Below are 21,809 nucleotides of genomic sequence, written 5' to 3' on the forward strand. Positions count from 1 at the left end.
GGATGGGCACGTGGACGATCTCGTCGCCTGGCTGCGCCGGCAGGTCGCCGACGACGACCGGCACTGGCGCGTGGCCTGGAAGTGGCGCCAGGCGCACCCGGACGTGGTGCTCGAGCAGCTGGCGCGGTGCGCCGCGCTGGTCGAGGTGCTCGACGCGTACGCCGCGGAGCCCGACCCCGCCGCCCGCGCCGCCTGGGAGCGGGCGGTGCGGGTGCTCGCCACCGCGTACGAGCGGCGGGCCGGCTACCACCCGTCGTGGCGGCCGTGACGCCTGTTGCGCAAGGTCGCGAATTGAAAACAATTGCACGGCACTGCCGGGTCCGGTCAAGATCCGTCCCTTACGATCGCCCCCATGAAGGCACGCCTCGCGGACATCGCGGCTCACGCGGGGGTCAGCGAGGCGACGGTCAGCCGGGTGCTGAACGGGCGCCCGGGGGTCGGGCCCACCACCAAGCAGGCGGTGCTCACCGCGCTCGACGTGCTGGGCTACGAGCGCCCGTCGCGCCTGCGAGAGCGCTCGGCCGGGCTCGTCGGGCTCATCGTGCCCGAGCTCGAGAACCCGATCTTCCCGGCGTTCGCCCAGGTGATCGAGACGGTCCTGGCGCAGAGCGACTACACCCCGGTGCTGTGCACGCAGACGCCCGGCGGCGTCTCCGAGGACGAGTACGTCGAGATGCTGCTCGAGCGCGGGGTCTCCGGCATCATCTTCATCTCCGGGCTCCACGCCGACACGCGCATGTCGACCGACCGCTACCACCGGCTGCGCGAGCGCGGACTGCCGATCGTGCTGGTCAACGGCTACGTCGAGGGCGTCGACGCGCCCTTCATCTCCAACGACGACGTCGCCGCGATGGACCTCGCGGTGCGGCACCTGGTCGCCCTGGGCCACCGGCGCATCGGGCTGGCGGTGGGCCCGGAGCGCTTCGTGCCGGTGATCCGCAAGATCCAGGGCTTCCGCGCCGCGCTGCGCGACACCCTCGGGGTCGAGGACGCGTCCGAGTTCGTCGAGCCCTCGCTCTTCAGCGTCGAGGGCGGCCAGGCCTCGGGCAACCGGCTGCTCGACAAGGGCTGCACGGCGATCATCTGCGCGTCGGACATCATGGCGTTCGGCGCGGTCCGGGCCGCCCGCGGCCGCGGGCTGCACGTGCCGGGCGACGTCTCGGTCGTGGGCTACGACGACTCGCCGCTGATCGCGTTCACCGACCCGCCGCTGACCACGATCCGGCAGTCGGTCCGGGTCATGGGCCAGGCCGCGGCGCGCGCGCTGCTCGAGGAGCTCGCCGGCACTCCGTCGCCGCGGGCGGAGTACGTCTTCCGCCCCGAGCTGGTCGTGCGCGGGTCGACGAGCACCGGCCCCGGCGTACGCGTCTAGCGGCCTGCCGCCGTCAGCTCCCTGCGGGAGCGCCGACGACCAGGGTCCACGGGCGCACCGCCCACGAGACGACCAGCCCGGCGCTGACGTACGGGTCCTCGGCGACGAAGGCCTCGACGACCGCCGGGTCGTCGACCGACCACACGAGCAGCCCGCGGTCGACCGGGTCGGCGAGCGCGCCGGCCATGACGAGCTCGCCGCGCTCGTGCGCCGCGCGGATGAGCTCGAGGTGTGCGCCGCGGTGCGGGTCGCGGCGCTCGAGCATGTCGGGGACGTAGGAGTACTCGAGCAGGTAGACGGCCATGTGCGCAGAGCCTAGGGAACGGCGAACTCCGCCGCGAGCCGGTCGTGCAGCTCGGGGTCGGCCAGCACGACCACGTCGTCGCCCGCCTGCAGCCGGGTGCCGGCCCGCACGGCGACCAGCTGGCTCTCGCGCACGACGATGCTCACCCAGAGCCCGCCGAGCTGGTCCTGCAGGCGTTCGACCGACACCCCGTCGGCCCGGGACCCCGGCTCGACGTGCAGCCGGTGCACCCCGTCCGGCTCGTCGCGCAGCCGCACGCCGATCGACCACGGCTCGGGCTCGACCGTGCGCACCGGCAGCCGCAGCAGCTCGGCGACGACCGGCACGAGGCTGCCCTGGACGAGGACCGAGAAGACCACGACCACCACGACGATGCCGAAGAGGCGCTCGGCCTGCGGCACGTGGGCCTCGAGCACGAGCACGCCCAGCAGGATCGGCACGGCGCCCTTGAGCCCCGAGAAGAGCACGAAGGCCAGCTCGGGCGGGCGCAGCCGGGCGGGCAGCAGGCACAGCCCGGCGAGCACCGGCCGGATGACCAGGGCCAGCACGACGGCCAGCACGAGCCCTGGCCAGAGCACGTCGGGGTCGCGCAGCGTGTCGAGGTCGATCGTGAGGCCCAGCAGGACGAAGGCGACGATCTCGCCGAGGCTGCCGAGCGCTGAGGAGAAGCGCTCCACTTCTCGTTTGTAGGGCGCGCCGGCGTCGCCGACGAGGATGCCCGCGACGAAGACGGCGAGGAAGCCCGAGCCGTGGGCGAGGGTGCCGACGCCGTAGAGCACGAAGGCGCACGCGGTGGTCCGCAGCGGGTAGAGCGCCTCGCTGGGCAGCGGCACCCTGCGCACGAAGACCAGCAGGAGCCGGCCGCCGACCACCCCGACGACCGCGCCCACGCCCATCTGCAGGCAGAACTCCCAGGCGACGTGGCCGAACGCGCCCGCGCTGACCCCGCCGGCCGAGAGCAGGCTCGCCAGCAGCGCGATGCCGACCGGGTCGTTGGCGCCCGACTCGCCCTCGAGCACCGTGCTGCTCCGGCCGGCGATCTGCCGGCGCCCGAGGACCGAGAACACGACGGCGGGGTCGGTCGGCGCGACGGCGGTGGCGACCAGCAGGGCGGGGTACCAGTCGAGCCCGAAGGCGACGTGCAGCAGCAGCCCGCCGGCGGCCGCGGTGAGGAACGTGCCGGCCACCCCGACGGCCACGATCGGCGCCGCCGCGGCACGGAACCGGTCCCAGCCGATGTGCATGCCGCCGTCGAATAGCACCACCACCAGCGCGAGCGTGACGACGTGCTCGACGGTCAGGCCGCTCGGCGCGTGCAGGTCGGGGACGACCGCCACCGCGACCGCCGCGGAGGCGAGCACCAGCAGGGGAGCGGGTACGCGGAGCCGCTCGGTCAGGCGGTTGGACAGGACCGCCGCCAGCCCGGCGAGGGCGGCGAGCAGGACGACGAGCGCGTAGTGCTCGGTCTCGGACAACGGGGGCTCCTGGGGAGGGCGCGACGAGGACTGCTGCCGACCAGGCTTCCCGGCACACCGTTCGAGTCGTGCCCCAGGAGGGAATCGAACCCCCGACGCCCTCCTTAGGACGGAGGCGCTCTGTCCACTGAGCTACTGAGGCGGAGTCCACAGCCTAGCGGCGCCGGGTGGACAGCAGCGGCGCCGCTCTTGGCACCATAGGCTCATGGAGGACGTCGTGGTGGACAGGCACCGCAGGGCCGGGGCTCCCCCCGGTCCCCGGCGGCGAAGACGGAGCAGAGGCGGGCTGACGGCGGCATGCTGACTGCGCTGCTCCTGCTGCTGCTCGCCCTCGCCCTGGTCGCGGCCTGCGGGCTCTACGTCGCGGCCGAGTTCTCGCTGCTCACCGTCGACCGCACCAGCGTCGAGCGCGCCGCCGAGCAGGGCGACCGCGGCGCGGCCGGGGTGCTCCACGCGCTGACCACCCTCTCGACCCAGCTCTCGGGCGCCCAGGTCGGCATCACCGTCACCAACCTGCTCATCGGCTACCTCGCCGAGCCCTCGATCGCCCGGCTCGTGCGCGGCCCGCTCACCGACGCCGGCGCGAGCGACGGCGCGGCCGACACGGTGGGCGTCGTGCTCGCGATCCTGCTGGTCACCGTGCTGACCATGGTCTTCGGCGAGCTCGTGCCCAAGAACCTCGCCATCTCGCGCCCGCTCGCCACTGCCAAGGCGGTGCAGCGCTTCTCGCGCGCCTCGACCCGGCTCACCAGCGTGCTCGTGCGCCTGCTCAACGGCACTGCCAACGCGCTGCTGCACCGCGTCGGCGTCGAGGCGCAGGAGGAGCTGGCCTCGGCGCGCTCGGCGCAGGAGCTCGTGTCCCTCGTGCGCCGCTCGGCCGAGCAGGGCACCCTCGAGCCCGGCACCGCCGACCTGCTCCAGCAGAGCCTGGTGTTCGGCGAGCGCATGGCGCGCGACGTCATGACCGCCCGCGTGCAGGTCCACACGGTGACGACGGGTGCCACGGCGGCCGACGTCGTGACGCTCACCCAGGCCACCGGGCACTCCCGCTTCCCGGTCGTCGCAGGCGTCGCCGACGACGTCGTCGGCATGGTGCACCTGCGCCAGGCGCTCCAGGTGCCCTACGACTCGCGGCCCCGTGTCCGCGTCCGCGACCTGATGGTCGCCCCGGTGCTCGTGCCCGAGACCCTCGAGCTCGACCCCCTGCTCGACCAGCTGCGGGCCGGCGGCATGCAGGCGGCCGTCGTCATCGACGAGTTCGGCGGGGTCGCCGGGCTCGTCACGCTCGAGGACCTCATCGAGGAGCTGGTCGGCGACGTCGTCGACGAGCACGACGAGGACGACGCCCAGGCCCGCCGGCTCCCCGACGGCTCCTGGTCGCTGTCGGGGCTGCTGCGCCCCGACGAGGCCTCCCGCCACGTCGGCGTCGAGCTCCCCGAGGACGACGACTACGAGACGCTCGGCGGACTGATCACCGTGCAGCTCGGCCGGGTGCCGCAGCTCGGCGACGAGGCCACCCTCGTGCTGCCGGGCGGACCCGAGGAGCCGGAGACCCGCGTCGCCCTGCGCGTCACCGCCATGGACCTGCGGCGCGTCGACCGCATCTCGCTCCAGGTGCTGAGCGCCCCGCCGGCGGAGGAGCCGTGAGCCCGGTCGTCGCCGTCGTCCTCTCGGCGCTGCTCCTGCTCGGCAACGCGTTCTTCGTCGGCGCCGAGTTCGCCCTCGTCTCGGCCCGCCGCTCGTCGGTCGAGCCGCTCGCGCAGGCCGGCTCCGCCCGGGCCCGCCGCACCCTCGAGGCGATGGAGGACATCTCCCGCATGCTGGCGGGCGCCCAGCTCGGGGTGACCGCCTGCTCGCTCGGCCTCGGTGCGCTGGCCGAGCCCGCGGTCGCCTCCCTGCTCGAGGGGCCCTTCGAGGCGGTGCACCTGCCGCACGGCGCCGTCCACCCGGTCGGCTTCGTGATCGCGCTGACGCTGGTCGCCTTCGTGCACATCGTGCTCGGCGAGATGGTGCCCAAGAACCTCAGCATGGCCGGGCCCGACCGGGCCGCGCTCGTGCTCGGCCCGGCGCTGCTGCTGCTCGTGCGCGCGACCCGGCCGCTCATCACCTCGCTCAACGCGCTGGCCAACGGCACCCTGCGGCTGGTCGGCATCGAGCCGAAGAACGAGGTGACCAGCGCCTTCACCCGCGACGAGGTGGCCGGGCTGGTCGAGGAGTCGCGCCGAGAGGGCCTGCTCGACATCGACGAGGAGCGCCTGGTCATGGGGGCGCTCACCTTCGAGGAGCGCACCGTCCGCTCGGTGCTGCTGCCCCTCGACCGACTGGTCATGGTCGAGCTCGGCGCCACCCGCGGCCAGGTCGAGCAGGCGGCGGCGCGCACGGGCTTCTCCCGCTTCCCCGTGCGCTCCGGCACCGAGCTGGTGGGCTACGTGCACATCAAGGACACCCTCGTCGACCTGCCCGCCGAGCGCGAGCGGCCGCTGGCGCGGGAGTCCGTGCGCCCGATGCCCGCGGTCGTGGTCACCGACCCGCTGCGCACGGTGCTGGTCGCCATGCAGCGCACCGCCGCCCACCTCGCCCGGGTCCACGACACCGACGGCGCCCTGCTCGGCGTCGCGGCGCTCGAGGACGTCATCGAGGAGTTCGTCGGCGAGATCCGTGACGAGGGCCGCGCCGAGGTGCGCCCCGGCGCACGCCCGGAGCGGCGCACGGACGGTCGCGCCGACCGCCGGCCCGCGCGCTAGGGTGCGCGGGTGCGCCGGTCCACGTCGCCCGCCCTGCTGGGTGCGGGCCTGCTGCTCGCGCTGAGCGCGTGCGGCCCGTCCGACGCCCAGCCGGTCTCCCTGCCGAGCCCGCCCGTCAGTGCCGGCGCTCCCGCCTCCGCCGGCGCGCCACCGCCCAGCACCGCCTCGGCGACGCCGACCGCGCGGGCCACCGCCCCCTCGGCGAGCGCGGCGGCCACCAAGCTCCTCGCCCAGGTCCGGACGCTGCACGAGTCTCGCGGCGCCTACCGCGTCAACGGCACCACGACCTTCCGCGGTCGCCCGATCGTCCTCGACGTGACCGTCATCGCGGACGCCGCGCGCGGCAGCATCACGTTCGCCGGGCGCAAGCTCAAGGTCATCCGCATCGGCGGCACCGTCTACGCCAAGGGCGACCCCGAGTCCTTCGTCGACCTGCTCCGGGTGCCGGCGGCCAAGGCCGAGACGGTGCCCGACGACAAGTGGCTCGCCATCCCGGTCGCCGGCTCCACCGAGCCGCTGGTCGCGGTGCTCGACGTCGAGCGGGTGCTGCTCGCGAAGTCGCCGCGCCTGGGCGCCTCGGGGTTCTTCTACGCCGGGCAGACGGCCCGTCAGCTCGTGCCGGGCGGCATCCCCGGCGTCTCGCTGGTGCTGCCGCGCACGGGCAAGCCCACCGTCATCGGCATGACGCTGCAGGTCGACGGTGCGCCCGTCTCGGTGCTGCCCTGGCCGTCGAAGAACCTCGGCGTGAAGCTGCCGAAGAAGGACCGGATCGTCCGGCTCTGAGCCGCCGTGGTCGCGAGCGTCAGCCCGCGACCCAGCGCGCCGGGTTGCTGCGTACGCGGTCGACGACCGAGCGCGCCGCGCCCAGGACCGCAGCCTCGGCACCCACGCGGGCCGGCACCACCGTCGGCCGCGACCACGGCGCGGCCAGCACGCGCTCGGCGATCTCCCGCTCGAGCGCCGGCGCGATCCACGGCGCGAGGTCGCGGTAGATGCCGGCGAGCTTGACCAGGTCGATGTCGAGCAGGTTCAGCGCGCCCGAGACCGCTACGCCGAGCGCCCAGCCCGCGCGCTCGAGCGCCGCGAGCGTGGCGCCGTCGCCCTCCTCTGCCAGCGCGAGCAGGTGGGAGGCGGTCGGCGTGCCGCCCAGCGACGTACCCGGGCTCATCGGCACCCCCGCCGCCCGGCGGATGGCGTCGTGGCCGGCGAACTGCTCGAGGCAGCCACGGGCACCGCACTTGCACTGCGGGCCGTCGGGCACGACCGCGACGTGGCCGAGCTCGCCGCTCCAGCCGTGCCGACCGCGGAAGAGCCGGCCGTCGAGGACGATGCCGCCGCCGACGCCGATCTCGCCCGAGATGAGCAGGGCGTCGACGTGGCCGGACTCCGACATCTCGGCAAGGGCCGCGAGGTTGCCGTCGTTGTCGACGGTGAGCTCGAGGGTGGAGAGCAGCGGCTGCTCGTGCGCCAGGGCGAGCACGTCGAGGTCGGACCAGCCGAGGTTGGGCGCGAGCTGCAGCGGGCCGTAGGGCGCCCGCACCAGGCCGGGGATCGCCAGGGTCGCGGCGTGCAGACCGAGCCCCGTCGCGTCACGGGCGTCCTGCGCCAGGTCGGCGAGCCGACGGAACACCTCGGCGGGGCCGGTGTCGCGGAAGTCGCCCTCGACCACCTCGAGGTGGCGCACCGCGCCGCTGAAGTCGACGATGCAGACGGCCGCGTAGTCGACGTTGAGCTCGAGCCCGAGGCCGGCGGGGCCCTGGGGGTCGAGCTCCAGGCCGGTCGCGGGCCGCCCGACGCCGCCACGGGCGCTCCGGCGGGTCTCGCGCACGAGACCGGCCGCGATGAGGATGTCGACGAGCGAGGACGACGTGGCGCGGGTCAGGCCGGTCTCGGCCGAGATGCCCGCGCGCGAGATCGGGCTCGCCGCCCGGGCGATGCGGTCGAGCGCCAGGACGAGGTTGGCCTCGCGCAAGTGGGCCTGCCGCGCCGGCGACGACGACGGCGGCCGGAGCTCGTCGCGGAGCTCGTCGCGGGTCTCGTCTCGGGGGGCGGGCACGGGGGCGACGGTGCCAGAGGCGGAGCCGTTGCACAAACACGGGGGGCTGCGGCACGCACGTGCGGCGGGAGTTGACACGAGCGCGCGTCCTGCTAAGTTCAGCCATTGAACAATCGCGGTCGCGGCGACAGCTGCGGTTCCCGCACCCCCCTCGCACCCAGGAGTGACATGGCTGTCAAGCCCACCAAGGAAGACAAGTTCTCGTTCGGTCTCTGGACGGTGGGCTGGCAGGCGCGCGACCCGTTCGGCGACGCGACGCGCGGCCCGATCGACACCGTCGAGGCCGTGCACGAGCTCGCCGAGCTCGGCGCCTACGGCATCACGTTCCACGACGACGACCTGATCCCGTTCGGCGCCGACGACTCCGTGCGCGACAAGGCGATCGCCGACTACAAGAAGGCTCTCGAGGACACCGGCCTGGTGACCCCGATGGTCACGACCAACCTTTTCACCCAGCCGGTCTTCAAGGACGGCGGCTTCACCAACAACGACCGCGAGATCCGTCGCTACGCGCTGCGCAAGGTGCTGCGCAACGTCGACCTCGCCGCCGAGCTGGGCGCGCAGACCTACGTCATGTGGGGCGGGCGCGAGGGCGCCGAGACCGACTCGGCGAAGGACATCGCCGCGGCGCTCGACCGCATGCGCGAGGGCATCGACACCGTCGCGGCCTACGTCAAGGACAAGGGCTACGGCCTGCGCCTCGCGATCGAGCCCAAGCCGAACGAGCCCCGCGGCGACATCCTGCTGCCGACCGCCGGCCACGCCCTGGCGTTCATCCGCCAGCTCGAGCACAGCGACATCGTGGGCATCAACCCCGAGGTCGGCCACGAGCAGATGTCCAACCTCAACTTCGTGCACGGCATCGCCCAGGCGCTGTGGGAGGGCAAGCTCTTCCACATCGACCTCAACGGCCAGAACGGCCCGAAGTTCGACCAGGACCTCATCTTCGGCCACGGCAACGTGCTCAACGCGTTCTTCACCGTCGACCTGCTCGAGAACGGCTTCCCGAACGGCGGGCCGAAGTACGACGGGCCGCGCCACTTCGACTACAAGCCGCTGCGCACCGAGGACGCGACCGGCGTGTGGCGCTCGGCCGAGGCCAACATGACGACCTACCTGCTCCTGAAGGAGCGCGCCCTCGCGTTCCGCCAGGACCCCGAGGTCCAGGCCGCCATGGAGGCCTCGAAGGTCTTCGAGCTCGGCCAGCCGACCCTCGGCGAGGGCGAGACCTACAAGGACCTGCTCGCCGACCGCAGCGCGTTCGAGGACTTCGACGCGGTCGCCAAGGGCGCACAGGGATACGGTTTCGTCCACCTCGACCAGCTGGCGATCGAGCACCTGCTCGGCGCCCGCTAGTCCACTCCCGTCCTTCCACAGCAGCAGGGATCCCGCCCCATGGCTCTCGTCGCCGGCATCGACTCCTCCACCCAGTCCTGCAAGGTCGTCGTCCGCGACGCCGACACGGGCGAGCTGGTCCGCGAGGGCCGTGCGTCGCACCCCGACGGCACGGAGGTCGCCCCTGCCGCGTGGTGGGACGCCCTGCAGGAGGCGATCGCCCAGGCGGGCGGCCTCGACGACGTCGAGGCCGTGGCCGTGGGCGGCCAGCAGCACGGCATGGTCTGCCTCGACGAGTCCGGCGAGGTCGTGCGCGACGCGCTGCTGTGGAACGACACCCGGTCGGCCGGCGCGGCCACCGAGCTCATCCGCGAGCTCGGTGGCCCGTCTGCCTGGACCGACGCGGTCGGCTCGGTCCCCGTGGCCTCGCTGACCGTCACCAAGCTGCGCTGGCTGCGCGACAACGAGCCCGAGAACGCGGCGCGCACCGCCGCGGTCTGCCTCCCGCACGACTGGCTGACCTGGCGCCTGGCGGGCTCGCCCGGGCTCGAGGCGCTCGCCACCGACCGCGGCGACGCGAGCGGCACCGGCTACTGGTCGCCCGCGACGGGCGACTACCGCCGCGACCTGCTCGAGCGGGCCCTCGGCCACGACGCCGTCCTGCCGCGCGTCCTCGGCCCGCGCGAGTCGGCCGGCACCCTCGCCGGCTCGTCCGCACTGCTGGGCGCCGGCTCCGGCGACAACGCCGCCGCGGCGCTCGGCCTCGGCGCCGCCCAGGGCGACGTCGTCGTCTCCCTCGGCACCTCCGGCGTGGCGTGCGCGATCGCCGACGCGCCGTCCGCCGACGCCAGCGGTCTGGTCGCCGGCTTCGCCGACGCCACCGGCCGCTTCCTCCCGCTCGTCTGCACCCTGAACGCCGCCCGCGTGCTCGACGGTGCCGCCCGCCTGCTCGGCGTCGACCACGCCGAGCTCTCCCGCCTCGCCCTCTCGGTGCCCGCCGGCGCCGGCGGCCTGGTCCTCGTGCCCTACCTCGAGGGCGAGCGCACGCCCGACCTGCCCAACGCGACCGGCTCGCTGCACGGGCTCACCCTCGAGACGATGACGCCGGCCTTCCTCGCCCGCGCGGCGGTCGAGGGGCTGCTCTGCGGGCTCGCCGACGGCATCGACGCGCTCACCGCGCAGGGCGCGGTCATCGAGCGGGTGCTGCTCATCGGCGGCGGCGCCAAGTCCGAGGCCGTACGCCGTACCGCTCCCGCCGTCTTCGGCCGCCCCGTCGTGGTGCCCCCGGCCGGCGAGTACGTCGCCGACGGCGCCGCCCGTCAGGCCGTCTGGGTGCTCTCCGGCGCCGACGAGCCGCCGGTCTGGGCGCGCGAGGGCACCGAGTCCTACGACGCCGAGGCCACCCCGGCCGTCCGCGAGCGCTACGCCGAGGCCCGCGGCAAGATCCTCGACAAGGTGGGCTGACCCCTACCGCCACCCCCCTCGGCGAGGATCATGAGGTTCTCAGGTGACACGCCCGGCGTGCCTGCTGGGAATCTCATGATCGTCGGCTGAGGGGGTGGGGGGAGTGGCGAGGGCCGGGCGCTCGTCCATGGCGCGCCAGGACCGGCGCAGCGGGAGCACGCCGGTGAGCACGTACGCAGCGCCTGCCGCCGCCATCGCGCCGTGCACGCCCAGCGTGGTGGCGAGCACCGCGCCGACGAGCCCGCCCAGCGGCATGCCGGCGAAGGCCACCGCCACACTGACGGCCAGCACCCGGGCGCGCAGCGCCTCGGGGATCCGCTCGAACTGCACCGTCGCGAGGATCGGGTTGAGCAGCCCGGCGGCGAGCCCGCCGCAGAGGACCACGCCCACCAGCAGCGGCACCGGGGCGCCCAGCGCCGTGGCGAGGAAGCGCGGGCAGCCGGCCAGCAGCAGGCCGACCGCGAACGTCGCCCGGCGGGGGAGCCGGGGCCCGATCCGCACCATCGCCAGCGAGCTGACCGTGGCGCCGAGCGCTGCTGCGCCGAAGACCAGGCCCAGGCTGCCGGCGCCGTGGCCCTCGCTGCGCACCCACAGCGGCAGCAGGGTCGTCGCGTAGGCGGCGTCGAGCAGGTTGGTCAGCAGGAGCATCCGCGCCACGGCCAGGAGGAGCCCGTCGCGGCGCAGGAAGCGCAGTCCGTCGGCCAGCCGCTGGGCGTAGGCGCCCTCGGAGGGGGCCGGCGGCTGTGCGGGCACCAGCGCCGTGCAGGCGAGGGCGAGCACGAAGCTCGCCGCGTCGACGGCGATGACGGGGGCCGCGCCGAACGCGGCGACGAGTGCTCCGGCCAGCGGGGCGCCGACGAGCCCGGCGCCGCGCTCGACACCCTCGTAGAGCCCGGTCGCCGCCTCCATCGGAGTTCCTGCGCCCTCTGCGACCTGGGGCAGCAGCGCGAACTTGGCGGTGTCACCGGGGCCGCGGACCGCGCCGAGCAGTGCGACCAGGACGAGCAGGGTCGACAGGTGCAGCGCACCGGCGGCGTGCAGCACCGGCACCGCCGCGGCTGCTGCGGCGCTCGCGCCGTCGCACAGCAGGCTGGCGCGGCGGGCGCCGACCCGGTCGACGACCGGTGCGGCGGCGACCGAGCTGACGACGTAGGCCGCCAGCTCGGCGAAGGCCACCAGACCCGTACGCGTCGCGCTGCCCGTCGTGACCAGCACGAACCACGGCACGGCGACGACCGACATGCGCGTGCCGGTGCTGGAGACGCCCTGCGCCACCAGCAGGGCCGGCAGCCCGCCGCGCAGCGTCATCGCGGGTCCGAGTGGCGTGGCGCCGGCTCGGGGAGCAGCTGCCACTGGAAGCCGACGCGCTCCTCGCCGGGGGCCAGCGGGCGGTCCGGGTCGTGTCGCTGGAACTCGGCGAGCAGGGCGTCGACGCGGTCGAGGAGCTCCTGCGCGCGCGCGGGGGTCAGGTCGAGCGTGGTGTCGGAGAGGGACCCGACGTCGAGCCACTCGGCCGGCGCGGTGTCCATGGCCGCGACCCAGCTCTGCATGCGTGCGGCCTGCGCAGCGGCGACCACGCCCACGAAGTCGATGGCCGCCACGCGACCCGCGGGCTCGGCCGGGATGCCGTCGAGCCGGGTGCCGCGGTGGGCGGCGCGCCACCAGCGCTCACGTCCGTGCTTGTCGGCTGGCCCCTCGTCCTCGGTGATGAAGCCGTAGGTCGCGAGCGTGCGCAGGTGGAAGCTCGCCGACGCGCTCGAGACGCCCACGCGCTCGGCCAGCCTGGTCGCGGTCGAAGGGCCCTCGCGGCGCAGCAGTGCCAGCAGGCGCATGCGCAGCGGGTGCGCGATGCCGCGCAGGGTGCGGGCGTCGAGGACGAGCTCGTCTGCTGGGCGGCCGGGCTGGTCGGGCATGGATGCAACGTACCCTTTGCAAAGGACTCGTGGCAAGAGGGGCTCAGCCCACAAGGACCAAGGGTTCCCGAACACCGTTGCATCGACAGCACATCGCGATATATCGTTAGCGTCCCCTTTGATACTCCGAGGAGGAGAGCGTGCGACACCCCACCCCCTACAACCCCTTCAGCTGGCCGCCCGACGACAGCGGCGAGGGCCGCGGCCGGCGAGGCCGTCGGCACCACCACCCCGAGGCCCGTGGCGGCGACGAGCGCGGTGGCCCCGACGCCCGCCACTCCGGCGGACGCGACGCCGGTCATGACGAACGCCCGCACGGCCGCCCCTTCGGGGCGCCCGAAGGCCTCGGTCCCGGCTTCCCCGGCCTGCCCTTCGGCGGCCGGCGCGGCGAGGGCCGTCGGGGAGGGCGCGGCCGCGGACGCGGTCGGGCCCAGCGCGGCGACGTGCGCACGGCCACCCTGCTGCTGCTCGCCGAGGAGCCGATGCACGGCTACCAGCTGATGCAGGCGATGGACGAGCGCACCGGCGGCGCCTGGCGCCCGAGCCCCGGGGCGATCTACCCGACGATCAACCAGCTCGAGGACGAGGGCCTGGTCACGACGGCGGCCGAGGGCGGACGCAAGCTCGTGACCCTCACCGAGGCCGGCCGCGCCCACGTCGAGCAGCAGCGCACGGTGTGGGGCGACCCCTTCGCCGCCCTGACCGCCGACGAGGCCGACGGACCTGACCTGCGCGGTCCGCTCGGCGAGGTCGCGGTGGCCGCTCGGCAGATCTCCCACCACGGCAGCCCCGCTCAGGCCGAAGCAGCGGCCAGGGTGCTCGCCGAGGCACGGCGCTCGCTCTACCTGATCCTGGCCGAGCACCCGTCGGCGCCATAGGCCTGAGCGCCGGTCACGCGACGGCAGCGCCGACCAGAACCCAGGCCACCAGCAGCGGAGCTGCGGTCGGCAGGTCGGCCACCACCCGGGCGGCACCCGCCGCGAGCAGGGCGGCCGGCGGGTGGGTGGTCGCGACGCCGAGGACTGCCATGCCTGCCGCCCGCCCCGCGGTGACCCCGGCGGGGGCGTCCTCCACGACGACGCACGACTCCGGCGGCACGTCGAGCTCGCGCGCCGCGAGCAGGTAGCCCTGCGGGTCGGGCTTGCCGCGCTCCACGCGGTGGGCGTCGACCACGACGCCCGGAGCGGGTACGCCTGCGGCCGCGAAGCTCGCGCGCACCAGCTCGTCGACGCCGGAGGTCACCACGGCCCAGGACCCGGCCGGCAGCGCCGAGAGCAGCGACGCCGCACCGGGGTAGGCCGGCATCGTGGGCGCCTGCTCGGCGAGGTAGCCCTGCAGCCGGTCGAGCTCGGCAGCCGCGTCGAGGTGAGGAGCCACCGTGGTGATGGTGTCGAGCCCGCGCCGGCCGTGCGTCTCGCTCCACACAGCCGCGGGGTCGAGCCCGTGGTCGCCGGCCCAGCGGTCCCACACCGCGCGGTAGACCGCGTAGGAGTCGAGCAGCACCCCGTCGACGTCGAAGAGCACGGCCCGGCGCGCCGGCCCGGTCACGGGCGCTGGTGCAGCACGAGGGGGAGCACGGGCCCGCTGCCGGCCTCGCGCAGCAGGGCCGCTGCGACGGTCGCCGTCCAGCCCGAGACCAGCACGTCGTCGACGAGCAGGAGCGGGCCGTCGGGGACGGCGGCACCGGGGCGTACGCGCAGGGTCTCGAGCAGCGCCGCCGCACGCACGCCGGACGCGACCTCGCGCGGCGGAGGCGGGCCGGTCACCTCGAGCAGGTCGGTGACCAGCGGCAGGCGGCCGACCTGGGCGACGTAGGCCCCGGTCGAGCCGACCAGCTGCGGGTGGCTCCGCGAGGGCACGACCACCACGCAGCTCGGGCGGGCGACCCAGCTGGTGCGCCAGCGGGAGAGCACCTGCACCAGCGCCGCGCCCAGCTCGTCGGGCAGCTCGCGGTCGGTGCCGGCCAGCGGTGCGAGGGCGTCGACCCACGCAGGGTCGTCGGCGAAGGCGAGCGCGCGGCCGGGCTCGGCCTGGGACGAGGCGGGGATGCGGCCGCGACGTGCCGCCGGGCCCGAGCCGCTGCCGCCGGTGGGCCACATCTTGCGCGGCTCGAGCACGACGTCGCGCCCGCGCAGCGAGTCGCGGGCGGCGACCACCCGCTCCGGCGGCACGGCGGTGCCGGGCGCCGGCAGCCGCCCGGTGCAGACCGAGCACCGGCCGCACGGCTCGGGGTCGGGGTCGTCGAGCGCCCGCTGGAGGAAGGCCATCAGGCAGCCCTCGCCAGCGGCGTAGCGGCGCATGATGTCGGCCTCGTCGGCCCGCGCGCGGCGCAGCCGGGCGAAGCGCTCGTCGTCGAAGGTCCAGCCCGTGCCGGTCGAGCGCCACCCGCTGCCCTCGCGGTCGACCGCACCGTCGACCGCGAGCAGCTTGAGCAGCGCCTCCAGCCGGCCGCGGCGGACCCCGGTCGCCGCCTCGAGCGCGGGGACGCTGCGCGGCTCCGGCGAGGAGTCGAGCTCGGCGAGCACCCGGGCCGCCGAGTCGGGGTCGGGGATCGTGGCGGTGGCGAAGTGCTCCCAGATGCGCGGGTCGGACTCGGCCGCCGGCAGCAGCACCGCGGTCGCCGAGTCGATGCCGCGCCCGGCGCGGCCGACCTGCTGGTAGTAGTCGACCGGGCTCGCCGGCGAGCCGACGTGGACCACGAAGGCGAGGTCGGGCTTGTCGAAGCCCATGCCGAGCGCGGAGGTGGCCACCACCGCCTTCACCTCGTTGGCGCGCAAGGCGTCCTCGACCCGCAGGCGCTCGCCCGGCTCGAGCTTGGAGGAGTAGGCCACCGCCGAGATGCCCTGCTCCCGCAGGTAGCCCGCCAGCCGGTCGGTCTCGGCCACGGTGAGGGTGTAGACGATGCCCGAGCCGGCGAGCCCGGTGAGCGCCTCGGCCACCCACGCGTACCTCTCGAGCGGGCCGAGGCCCGGCACGACCGCGAGCGTGAGCGACCCGCGGGCGAGCGCACCGCGCACGGTCACCGTCTGCTCGCCGAGCTGCGCGGCGACGTCGCTGGTGACGCGGGCGTTCGCAGTCGCGGTGGTCGCCAGCACCGGCACGTCGCCGAGCCCGGACAGCAGGTCGCGGCTCAGCCGCAGGTAGTCGGGGCGGAAGTCGTGGCCCCAGCTCGAGAGGCAGTGCGCCTCGTCGACGACGACCAGGCCGACGCGGCGCAGCAGCCCGGGCAGCACCGAGCGGGCGAAGCGCGGGTTGGCCAGCCGCTCGGGCGAGAGCAGGAGCAGGTCGACCTCGTCGCGCTCGAGCGCGGCCTCGACCGACGGCCAGTCGTCGACGTTGCCGGAGTGCAGCGCGTCGGCGCGCACGCCCGCACGCACCGCGGACGCGACCTGGTCGCGCATGAGCGAGAGCAGCGGGCAGACCACGAGCGTCAGCCCGCCGCCTGCGGCCCGGGTCGCCGCCGTGGCCATGAGGTAGACCGCCGACTTGCCCCAGCCGGTCGCCTGCACCACCAGCGCCCGGCGGCCCTCGACGACGAGCGCGTGCGCGGCCGCCACCTGGTCGGGGCGCGGCACGGCCGCCGGGCCGGCGAGCCGGTGGACGACGTCGTCGGCCGCGGCGGTCAGCGACTCGTCGGTCACAGGCGTGAAGGGCACGAGCGCCACTCTGCCGCACGCCACCGACGTCCCGACCGCCGCGGGCCCCGGCCTGTGGACGAGCGGGAGGTCAGCGCCCGCCGCGCGACTGCGGGACGCGGCTCAGGTCGCTGGCCAGCACCGTGGCCGCGAGCGCCTTGACCGAGGACTTGGCCTCGGAGCGCGGGTTGCTCATCAGCACCAGGTCGACCGAGCCGAGCTCGGGCAGCCCGTGCTCGGGGCCGAGCGCGACCAGGTTCGCGGGCATGAGGCTCTTGGCGATGCTCGAGACGCCGATGCCGGCCGACACCGCGGCGATGAGGCCGTTGACCCCGCGGCAGATGCACACGTTGCGCCACGGCCGGGCCGCCCGCTCGAGCGCCTTCTGCATCTGGGTCCGGCTGATGCTCGGGTTGGGGTAGACCACCAGCGGCACCGGCTTCGCCGGGTCGAGCGAGGTGCCCGGCGTGCCCACCCAGACCAGCCGCTCGCGGCTCAGCAGCGTGCCGCGCTGGTCGTCGTCGACCCGCTTGCCGAGGAAGAGGTCGAGCCGGTCGTTCTCGAGCCGGCGGTGCAGCGTGCCGCTCTGGTCGACCGTGAGCTCGAGCTCCACGAGCGGGTGGTCGCGGCCGAAGTCGTACAGGATCTGCGGCAGCCCGGTGAGCGCGAGGTCGTCGGACATGCCCAGCCGCACGCGTCCGGTGGGGCGCTCGGAGGAGAAGTAGGCCGAGGCCTGCTCGTGCGCCCGCAGGATCGAGCGCGCGAAGCCGATCATGGCCTCGCCGTCGGGCGTCAGCGACACCGAGTGCGTGTCGCGGTGCACCAGCTGGCGGCCCGCGGCGGTCTCGAGCTTGCGCACGTGCTGGCTCACCGTCGGCTGCCCGATGCCGCGCGTGCGCGCCGCCTGGGTGAAGCTGCGCGTCTGGGCGACCGCGAGGAACGTCTCCAGCTGGCTCGGCTCGAACAGCATGGCTATCTCGATCCCTGATCGCAGTAAGTCGCTTGATCGCTCTTCCGTATGAGCGGCTCGTGCCGAAGTCTAGGAGGACAGTGCAGAGCTAGGAGAGGTTTCCCCGTGAGCCCGGCGGCCACAGCCACCACCGCAGACCCGACCGACACGTACGACGCCGCGACCGACACTCCCACCGACGTCCACCCCGCGGAGCCCGCCACCCGCCGCTCGGCCATCCGCGACGCGCTCGCGCAGCGCAACTACCGCATCTACGTCATGGGCCAGGCCGTGTCGAACACCGGCAACTGGTTCCAGAGCATCGCGCTCGACTGGCTGGTCCTCCAGCTCACGCACAGCTCGGCCGCGGTCGGCGTGACGATGGCGCTGCAGTTCCTGCCGATGCTGCTGTTCGGGATGTACGGCGGGGTGCTCGCCGACCGCTACCCGCGCCGCCGCATCCTCATCGCCACCCAGTCGACGGCCGGCGTGCTCACCGCCTGCCTCGCCGCGCTGACGCTCACCGGCCGCGAGACGGTGTGGGAGATCTGGGCGATCGCGCTGCTCGGCGGCATCGTCTTCATGGTCGACAACCCGACCCGCCAGGCGTTCCTGCACGACCTGGTCGACTCCGAGCACATCTCGAGCGTCGTCGCTCTCAACGGCGCGGTGTTCCACTCCACCCGGCTGGTGGGCCCGGCCCTCGCCGGCGTGCTCATCGGCGCCCTCGGCTGCGGCTGGGCCTTCGTCATCAACGCGCTGTGCTTCCTCGGCCCGCTCGTCTCGCTGTTCACGCTGTCGGTGGGCAACACCGTGCGCACCGCTGGTGCGAGCCGCGGCAAGGGCGAGATCCGCGCGGCACTGCGCTACGTGCGCCGTCACCGCGACATCGCCGCGACCATCGCGCTGGTCGGCGTGGTGGGCACCTTCGGACTGAACTTCCCGGTGGTGCTGACCGGCATGGCGCAGGACGTCTTCCACGGCAACGCGACCTACTACGGCTTCTTCAACGTCATGCTCGCCGTCGGCTCGGTGACCGGCGCCCTGCTCTCCGCGGGCCGGCCGAAGACGCCGCTGCGCGGGCTGGCCCTGGGTGCGGTCGGCTTCGGCGCGGCCCAGGCGCTCGCGGCGCTCATGCCCGGCGTCGCCGTCTTCGCCGTGGTGCTCGTCGCCATGGGCGGCTTCAACCTCGCCTTCCAGGCTCTCGCGAACTCCTCGGTGCAGCTCTCCAGCGACCCGGCGCTGCGCGGCCGCGTCATGAGCCTCTACATGCTCGTCTTCGTCGGCGGCACGCCCATCGGCGCGCCCATCGTCGGCGCAGTCACCGCCCACGAGGGCGCGCGCGCCGGCATGCTCTTCTGCGGCGCCGTGCCCATGCTGGCTGCGCTGTGCCTGCTCGGTGCGCTCGCCGTACGCGACGGTGCAGGCCTGCGCCGCGCCTGCACCGCCTGACGGCTCGGGGAGTCAGCTCCGGGTCCAGGACTGGTTGCTGGCCCCGTTGCACCACCACACGTCGACCGGGGTGCCGTTGCCGGTGCCGACGCCGGCCGCGTCGAGGCAGAGCGCGGGGTCGACGGCGCTGGTGATCGTGCCGTCGTCGCGCACCTCCCACTGCTGGGCTGCGACGGGGGCGCAGTCGGCCAGCACGACCGGTGACCCGGCGGAGGCGCCGTCACCGCCGACGGCCATGCACGTCGAGCCGTAGACCGTGAGCTGCTTGGAGCTGTTCCAGCCCCACGACTGGTTCTCGCCGGCGTTGCAGTCCCAGAGGTCGAGCTGCGTGCCGGCGGTGGTGCTGAATCCGGGCACGTCGACGCAGCGTCCCGACCCCACGCCGCGGATCACCTCGCCGGGAGGCGCTGGCGGCAGGTCGTTGACCGGCGACCTGCGGCCGTAGCCGTAGCCCCACCGCAGCTGCGCCACGCCGGAGGCGTTGTTGTCGACGAGGTCGCCGGACGGGGTCAGCGACTCGATCGAGTAGGCGTCGCCGGTGCGCAGACCCGGCCAGTAGACCAGGCCCATGCCGAGCGCCCGGGCCGTGTCGGTGACCGCTGCGAGGTAGGACGTGTAGACGTTGCCGTCGTGGGCGCCGTAGTTGAGCCCGGTCGTCATCGGCGAGCCGACCTCGTCCATGATCGTGCGCGAGGCGTAGGCGCCGATGCGCGGCAGCAGCTCCGCCTTCCACTCCGCCTCTGTGGTGTAGGAGAACCAGTAGCCGTAGAAGTGCAGCGACAGCAGCGTCCCTGCGAGCTCGGGCGCCGCGCCGACGCCCACGACGCTGTCGTTGTAGCCGGTGCCCGAGATGACGACGCGCCCGCGCGGGACGTCGCTGTGGCGGGCGAGCCAGCCGGAGGTCACCGCCACCCACTGGTCGAGGGTGTAGCCGTGCGGCTCGTTCATGGGTTCGAAGTAGACCCACGGGTTGTCGCGGTAGTCCGAGACCACCGTGTCCCACATGCGGTTCCACGCCGCTGGGTCGTCGATGAAGCCGTCCTTGCTGGTGTCGGCCTCCCAGTAGCTGAGGATCACCTTGGTGTGCCGGTTGGTGGCCGCGTCGATGGCCCCCTTGTAGGACGCCCACCAGTCGTTGCCGACGCTGCTCGGGTTGATGGGCAGCCGCAGCGTCGTGGCGCCGAGGTTCTGCCGGAAGCCCTTGACGACGTCGCGGGCGGTCCGCGACACCTGGCGGTAGGAGTAGGAGGTGCTCAGCCCACTGGGCACCACTGCGTCGCTGGCGAAGTTGTCGCGCGGGTCGGCCCAGTTGACGCCGCGGAAGCCGTTGGTGCCGGCGGGAGGTACGGCGGGGTGCGTCCCAGCCTGGGCGACGCCCGCGGGGGCGAGGAGGGCGAGGGCCGCGCCGAGGGCGGCGACCAGCGCGAGGCGGCGGGGACGGCGGTGCGAAGGTGCGGACATGCGGGCTCCTGCGTCGTCGGAGGAAGCGGCTGTACGACTGTGGTGCAGCCTAGCCCTCGGGCCGGCTGGGCGGCGGGGCCGTGCTGGCGCGCACGACCAGCGTCGTGGGCACGATGACGCGCTCGTCGGTGAGCACCTCCCCGGCCAGCTGGCGCAGCAGCAGGTCGACCAGGCGCAGGCCGATCTCCTGGAAGTCCTGGTGCACCGTGGTCAGCGGCGGCCAGAGGTAGTCGGCGAGCGGCACGTCGTCGAAGCCCACGACCGAGAGGTCGTCGGGGATGCTGCGGCCGCTCTCGTGCACCGCTCGGCAGAGGCCCGCCGCCATCTCGTCGTTGGCGCAGAAGACCGCCGTGACGTCGTCCGCCGTCGCCAGTGACGCGGCGGCCTCGTAGCCGGAGCGGGCGCTCCAGTCGCCCCTCACCACGGCGGGCTGCTGGCGTCCCGCGGCGGCCAGCGCCGCGCGCCAGGCGTCGACGCGTACGTCTGCGGGCCCGGAGTCCGACGGGCCGGCCAGGTGGTGCACCGTCCGGTGCCCGAGGCCGAGCAGGTGCTCCACGGCCAGCCGGGTCCCGGCAGCCTGGTCGGCGCGCACCGCGGGGTGGTGGCCGACGAAGCGCGAGTCCGACACGACGACCGGCAGGGTCGGGGGCAGCACCAGGCTGGTGGGGGTGGCGGTCTCGGCGCGGATGATGACCAGCCCGTCGATGAGCTGGTGCGACAGGCGCAGCGCCGCCTCGGAGACCTTGCTGCGGGTCGGCGCGACGACATCGACGAGGCTGACGGTGTAGCCCCTGTCGCGGGCGGCGCTGACGACGGCCTCGACGGTGCGCGACTCGCCCGTGCGGGCGATCCGGTGCGCGATGACGCCCAGGGTGCCGAAGCTGCCGCCGCGCAGGGCGCGGGCGGCCGAGTTGGGGGAGTAGCCCAGCGACTCCATGGCGGCGAGCACCCGTGCGCGCGTCTCCGGCAGCACGCGCTCAGAGCCGGTGGAGACCCGCGACACGGTCTGGGACGACACGCCGGCGACACGCGCGACGTCGCCGATCGAGGGCTTGGTGCGGTCCCGGGCCGCCGCCGGGCGCCGCGTCACGGCGCCCAGCCGACCGCGGGCCGGAGCGGCGTCCGGCGCTCGACGGCGTCGGTGACCACGTCGTCGACCTGGTCCAGGCCGGCGAAGCGGCGCAGGCCCGCGGCGCCCCACGCGGCGCGCTCGGCCACCGCCACCACCCGGTCGGCCGCCGCCATCATGGCCCGGCTGGTGTCGGCGACGAGCAGCTCGCGCACCGCCAGCCCGGTGTGCGCGTCGATGCCGTCGACGCCCACGAAGGCGACGTCGAGCTGCAGCGCCGACAGGCCCGCCAGCGCGAGCGGTCCGACGAGCGCGCCCGACGGGGTGCAGTGCCCGCCCGTGACGACGAGGCGCACGCGGGGATGGTGCTGCTCGACGGCGCGCGCGACGCGTACGGACGTGGTCACGATCGTGACGCCCGGCACCCGGGCGAGCCGGCGGGCGACCGCCGGGGCGACGGCGCCCGGAGAGACGCCGACCACGGCACCCGGCCGGACGACGCCCGCGGCACGGGCGGCGAGAGCCTCGCGGGCCGCTGCGAGCCGGGAGGAGGTGGTCGTGTTCACGTCAACATGCCCAT

General features: G+C 74.7%; 20 protein-coding genes and 1 tRNA gene. 9 read left to right on the forward strand and 12 right to left on the reverse strand.

Translation table 11 applies throughout. The features are described from left to right. The first annotated feature begins 10 nt into the window (after window positions 1-10). Together CLV35_RS17730 and CLV35_RS17735 are read left to right on the forward strand one after the other, a co-directional pair. Window positions 11-268: a DUF6221 family protein gene (locus CLV35_RS17730; RefSeq protein ID WP_121194856.1), complete on the forward strand. Its 258-nt coding sequence runs from the start codon at window positions 11-13 to the stop codon at window positions 266-268. An 84-nt stretch (window positions 269-352) separates the two neighbouring features. Beyond that, complete coding sequence (locus tag CLV35_RS17735; protein WP_121194857.1) at window positions 353-1,372, forward strand: LacI family DNA-binding transcriptional regulator; 1,020 nt, start codon at window positions 353-355, stop codon at window positions 1,370-1,372. Between the two features lie 13 nt (window positions 1,373-1,385). On the opposite strand, the gene CLV35_RS17740 is transcribed toward CLV35_RS17735, so the two are convergent. The 3 genes from CLV35_RS17740 to CLV35_RS17750 all read right to left on the reverse strand — a co-directional run bounded on the left by CLV35_RS17740 (window position 1,386) and on the right by CLV35_RS17750 (window position 3,293). Beyond that, window positions 1,386-1,676 (reverse strand): YciI-like protein, encoded by a 291-nt coding sequence (locus CLV35_RS17740; protein ID WP_121194858.1) that lies wholly within the window; start codon window positions 1,674-1,676, stop codon window positions 1,386-1,388. Between the two features lie 11 nt (window positions 1,677-1,687). Then, window positions 1,688-3,151, reverse strand: a complete 1,464-nt coding sequence (locus CLV35_RS17745; RefSeq protein ID WP_121194859.1) for a cation:proton antiporter domain-containing protein — start codon at window positions 3,149-3,151, stop codon at window positions 1,688-1,690. A 69-nt stretch (window positions 3,152-3,220) separates the two neighbouring features. Next, window positions 3,221-3,293, reverse strand: a tRNA-Arg gene (locus CLV35_RS17750). Between the two features lie 155 nt (window positions 3,294-3,448). Between CLV35_RS17750 and CLV35_RS17755 the strand changes: the two genes are divergently transcribed. From CLV35_RS17755 to CLV35_RS17765, 3 genes are read left to right on the forward strand one after another with little or no spacing between them, the layout of a single operon-like run. After that, the gene (locus tag CLV35_RS17755) at window positions 3,449-4,798 is read left to right on the forward strand and encodes a hemolysin family protein (RefSeq protein WP_231122005.1); all 1,350 of its coding nucleotides are present in this window, start codon (window positions 3,449-3,451) and stop codon (window positions 4,796-4,798) included. Next, window positions 4,795-5,895, forward strand: a complete 1,101-nt coding sequence (locus CLV35_RS17760) for a hemolysin family protein (protein WP_121194860.1) — start codon at window positions 4,795-4,797, stop codon at window positions 5,893-5,895. The genes CLV35_RS17755 and CLV35_RS17760 overlap by 4 nt, the downstream gene beginning before the upstream one ends. Window positions 5,896-5,904: 9 nt before the next feature. After that, entirely contained in the window at window positions 5,905-6,678 is a 774-nt protein-coding gene (locus CLV35_RS17765; protein WP_121194861.1) for a hypothetical protein, read from the forward strand. A gap of 19 nt (window positions 6,679-6,697) precedes the next feature. On the opposite strand, the gene CLV35_RS17770 is transcribed toward CLV35_RS17765, so the two are convergent. After that, a complete protein-coding gene (locus CLV35_RS17770) occupies window positions 6,698-7,951 on the reverse strand; it encodes an ROK family protein (protein WP_121194994.1) in 1,254 nt (417 codons plus the stop codon). 168 nt (window positions 7,952-8,119) lie between these two features. Between CLV35_RS17770 and xylA the strand changes: the two genes are divergently transcribed. Further along, complete coding sequence (gene xylA, locus CLV35_RS17775) at window positions 8,120-9,307, forward strand: xylose isomerase (RefSeq protein ID WP_121194862.1); 1,188 nt, start codon at window positions 8,120-8,122, stop codon at window positions 9,305-9,307. Between the two features lie 39 nt (window positions 9,308-9,346). Continuing rightward, a complete protein-coding gene (gene xylB, locus CLV35_RS17780) occupies window positions 9,347-10,750 on the forward strand; it encodes a xylulokinase (RefSeq protein ID WP_121194863.1) in 1,404 nt (467 codons plus the stop codon). Between the two features lie 39 nt (window positions 10,751-10,789). Here xylB and CLV35_RS17785 read toward each other — a convergent pair whose 3' ends face one another. Both CLV35_RS17785 and CLV35_RS17790 read right to left on the reverse strand, forming a co-directional pair. Next, complete coding sequence (locus CLV35_RS17785) at window positions 10,790-12,058, reverse strand: MFS transporter (protein ID WP_121194864.1); 1,269 nt, start codon at window positions 12,056-12,058, stop codon at window positions 10,790-10,792. Beyond that, on the reverse strand, window positions 12,055-12,663 hold the full coding sequence (locus CLV35_RS17790; RefSeq protein ID WP_121194865.1) for an ArsR/SmtB family transcription factor: 609 nt from the start codon (window positions 12,661-12,663) through the stop codon (window positions 12,055-12,057). The genes CLV35_RS17785 and CLV35_RS17790 overlap by 4 nt, the downstream gene beginning before the upstream one ends. A 140-nt stretch (window positions 12,664-12,803) precedes the next feature. Here CLV35_RS17790 and CLV35_RS17795 point away from each other — a divergent pair, with 140 nt between their 5' ends. Continuing rightward, window positions 12,804-13,541, forward strand: coding sequence for a PadR family transcriptional regulator (locus CLV35_RS17795; RefSeq protein ID WP_121194866.1), 738 nt, complete (start codon window positions 12,804-12,806; stop codon window positions 13,539-13,541). A gap of 13 nt (window positions 13,542-13,554) precedes the next feature. On the opposite strand, the gene CLV35_RS17800 is transcribed toward CLV35_RS17795, so the two are convergent. The 3 genes from CLV35_RS17800 to CLV35_RS17810 form a co-directional block, all read right to left on the reverse strand. Continuing rightward, window positions 13,555-14,211, reverse strand: a complete 657-nt coding sequence (locus CLV35_RS17800; protein WP_121194867.1) for an HAD-IA family hydrolase — start codon at window positions 14,209-14,211, stop codon at window positions 13,555-13,557. Beyond that, on the reverse strand, window positions 14,208-16,319 hold the full coding sequence (locus CLV35_RS17805; protein WP_231122006.1) for a RecQ family ATP-dependent DNA helicase: 2,112 nt from the start codon (window positions 16,317-16,319) through the stop codon (window positions 14,208-14,210). Before CLV35_RS17805 ends, CLV35_RS17800 begins: the two co-directional genes overlap by 4 nt. 70 nt (window positions 16,320-16,389) lie before the next feature. Next, entirely contained in the window at window positions 16,390-17,265 is an 876-nt protein-coding gene (locus tag CLV35_RS17810; RefSeq protein WP_121194996.1) for a LysR family transcriptional regulator, read from the reverse strand. Between the two features lie 108 nt (window positions 17,266-17,373). On the opposite strand from CLV35_RS17810, the gene CLV35_RS17815 reads away from it, so the two are divergent. Further along, window positions 17,374-18,699: an MFS transporter gene (locus CLV35_RS17815; protein WP_183062058.1), complete on the forward strand. Its 1,326-nt coding sequence runs from the start codon at window positions 17,374-17,376 to the stop codon at window positions 18,697-18,699. Between the two features lie 12 nt (window positions 18,700-18,711). Here the strand turns inward: CLV35_RS17815 and CLV35_RS17820 are convergent, their stop codons facing one another. From CLV35_RS17820 to CLV35_RS17830, 3 genes are read right to left on the reverse strand one after another with little or no spacing between them, the layout of a single operon-like run. Further along, entirely contained in the window at window positions 18,712-20,160 is a 1,449-nt protein-coding gene (locus tag CLV35_RS17820) for a ricin-type beta-trefoil lectin domain protein (RefSeq protein WP_121194869.1), read from the reverse strand. Between the two features lie 49 nt (window positions 20,161-20,209). Then, window positions 20,210-21,250, reverse strand: coding sequence for a LacI family DNA-binding transcriptional regulator (locus tag CLV35_RS17825; RefSeq protein ID WP_231122008.1), 1,041 nt, complete (start codon window positions 21,248-21,250; stop codon window positions 20,210-20,212). Next, the gene (locus CLV35_RS17830; RefSeq protein ID WP_183062059.1) at window positions 21,247-21,795 is read right to left on the reverse strand and encodes a DeoR/GlpR family DNA-binding transcription regulator; all 549 of its coding nucleotides are present in this window, start codon (window positions 21,793-21,795) and stop codon (window positions 21,247-21,249) included. Before CLV35_RS17830 ends, CLV35_RS17825 begins: the two co-directional genes overlap by 4 nt. Window positions 21,796-21,809: the final 14 nt, after the last annotated feature.

This window comes from Motilibacter peucedani (assembly GCF_003634695.1).
Taxonomy (GTDB): Bacteria; Actinomycetota; Actinomycetes; order Motilibacterales; family Motilibacteraceae; genus Motilibacter; species Motilibacter peucedani.

Excerpts from the sequence above, each read along its gene's own strand:
- CLV35_RS17735 (WP_121194857.1), top strand. The coding sequence starts at position 353 with ATGAAGGCACGCCTCGCGGACATCGCGGCTCACGCGGGGGTCAGCGAG.
- CLV35_RS17740 (WP_121194858.1), bottom strand. The coding sequence starts at position 1,676 with ATGGCCGTCTACCTGCTCGAGTACTCCTACGTCCCCGACATGCTCGAG.
- CLV35_RS17755 (WP_231122005.1), top strand. The coding sequence starts at position 3,449 with ATGCTGACTGCGCTGCTCCTGCTGCTGCTCGCCCTCGCCCTGGTCGCG.
- xylA (WP_121194862.1), top strand. The coding sequence starts at position 8,120 with ATGGCTGTCAAGCCCACCAAGGAAGACAAGTTCTCGTTCGGTCTCTGG.
- xylB (WP_121194863.1), top strand. The coding sequence starts at position 9,347 with ATGGCTCTCGTCGCCGGCATCGACTCCTCCACCCAGTCCTGCAAGGTC.
- CLV35_RS17785 (WP_121194864.1), bottom strand. The coding sequence starts at position 12,058 with ATGACGCTGCGCGGCGGGCTGCCGGCCCTGCTGGTGGCGCAGGGCGTC.
- CLV35_RS17790 (WP_121194865.1), bottom strand. The coding sequence starts at position 12,663 with ATGCCCGACCAGCCCGGCCGCCCAGCAGACGAGCTCGTCCTCGACGCC.
- CLV35_RS17820 (WP_121194869.1), bottom strand. The coding sequence starts at position 20,160 with ATGTCCGCACCTTCGCACCGCCGTCCCCGCCGCCTCGCGCTGGTCGCC.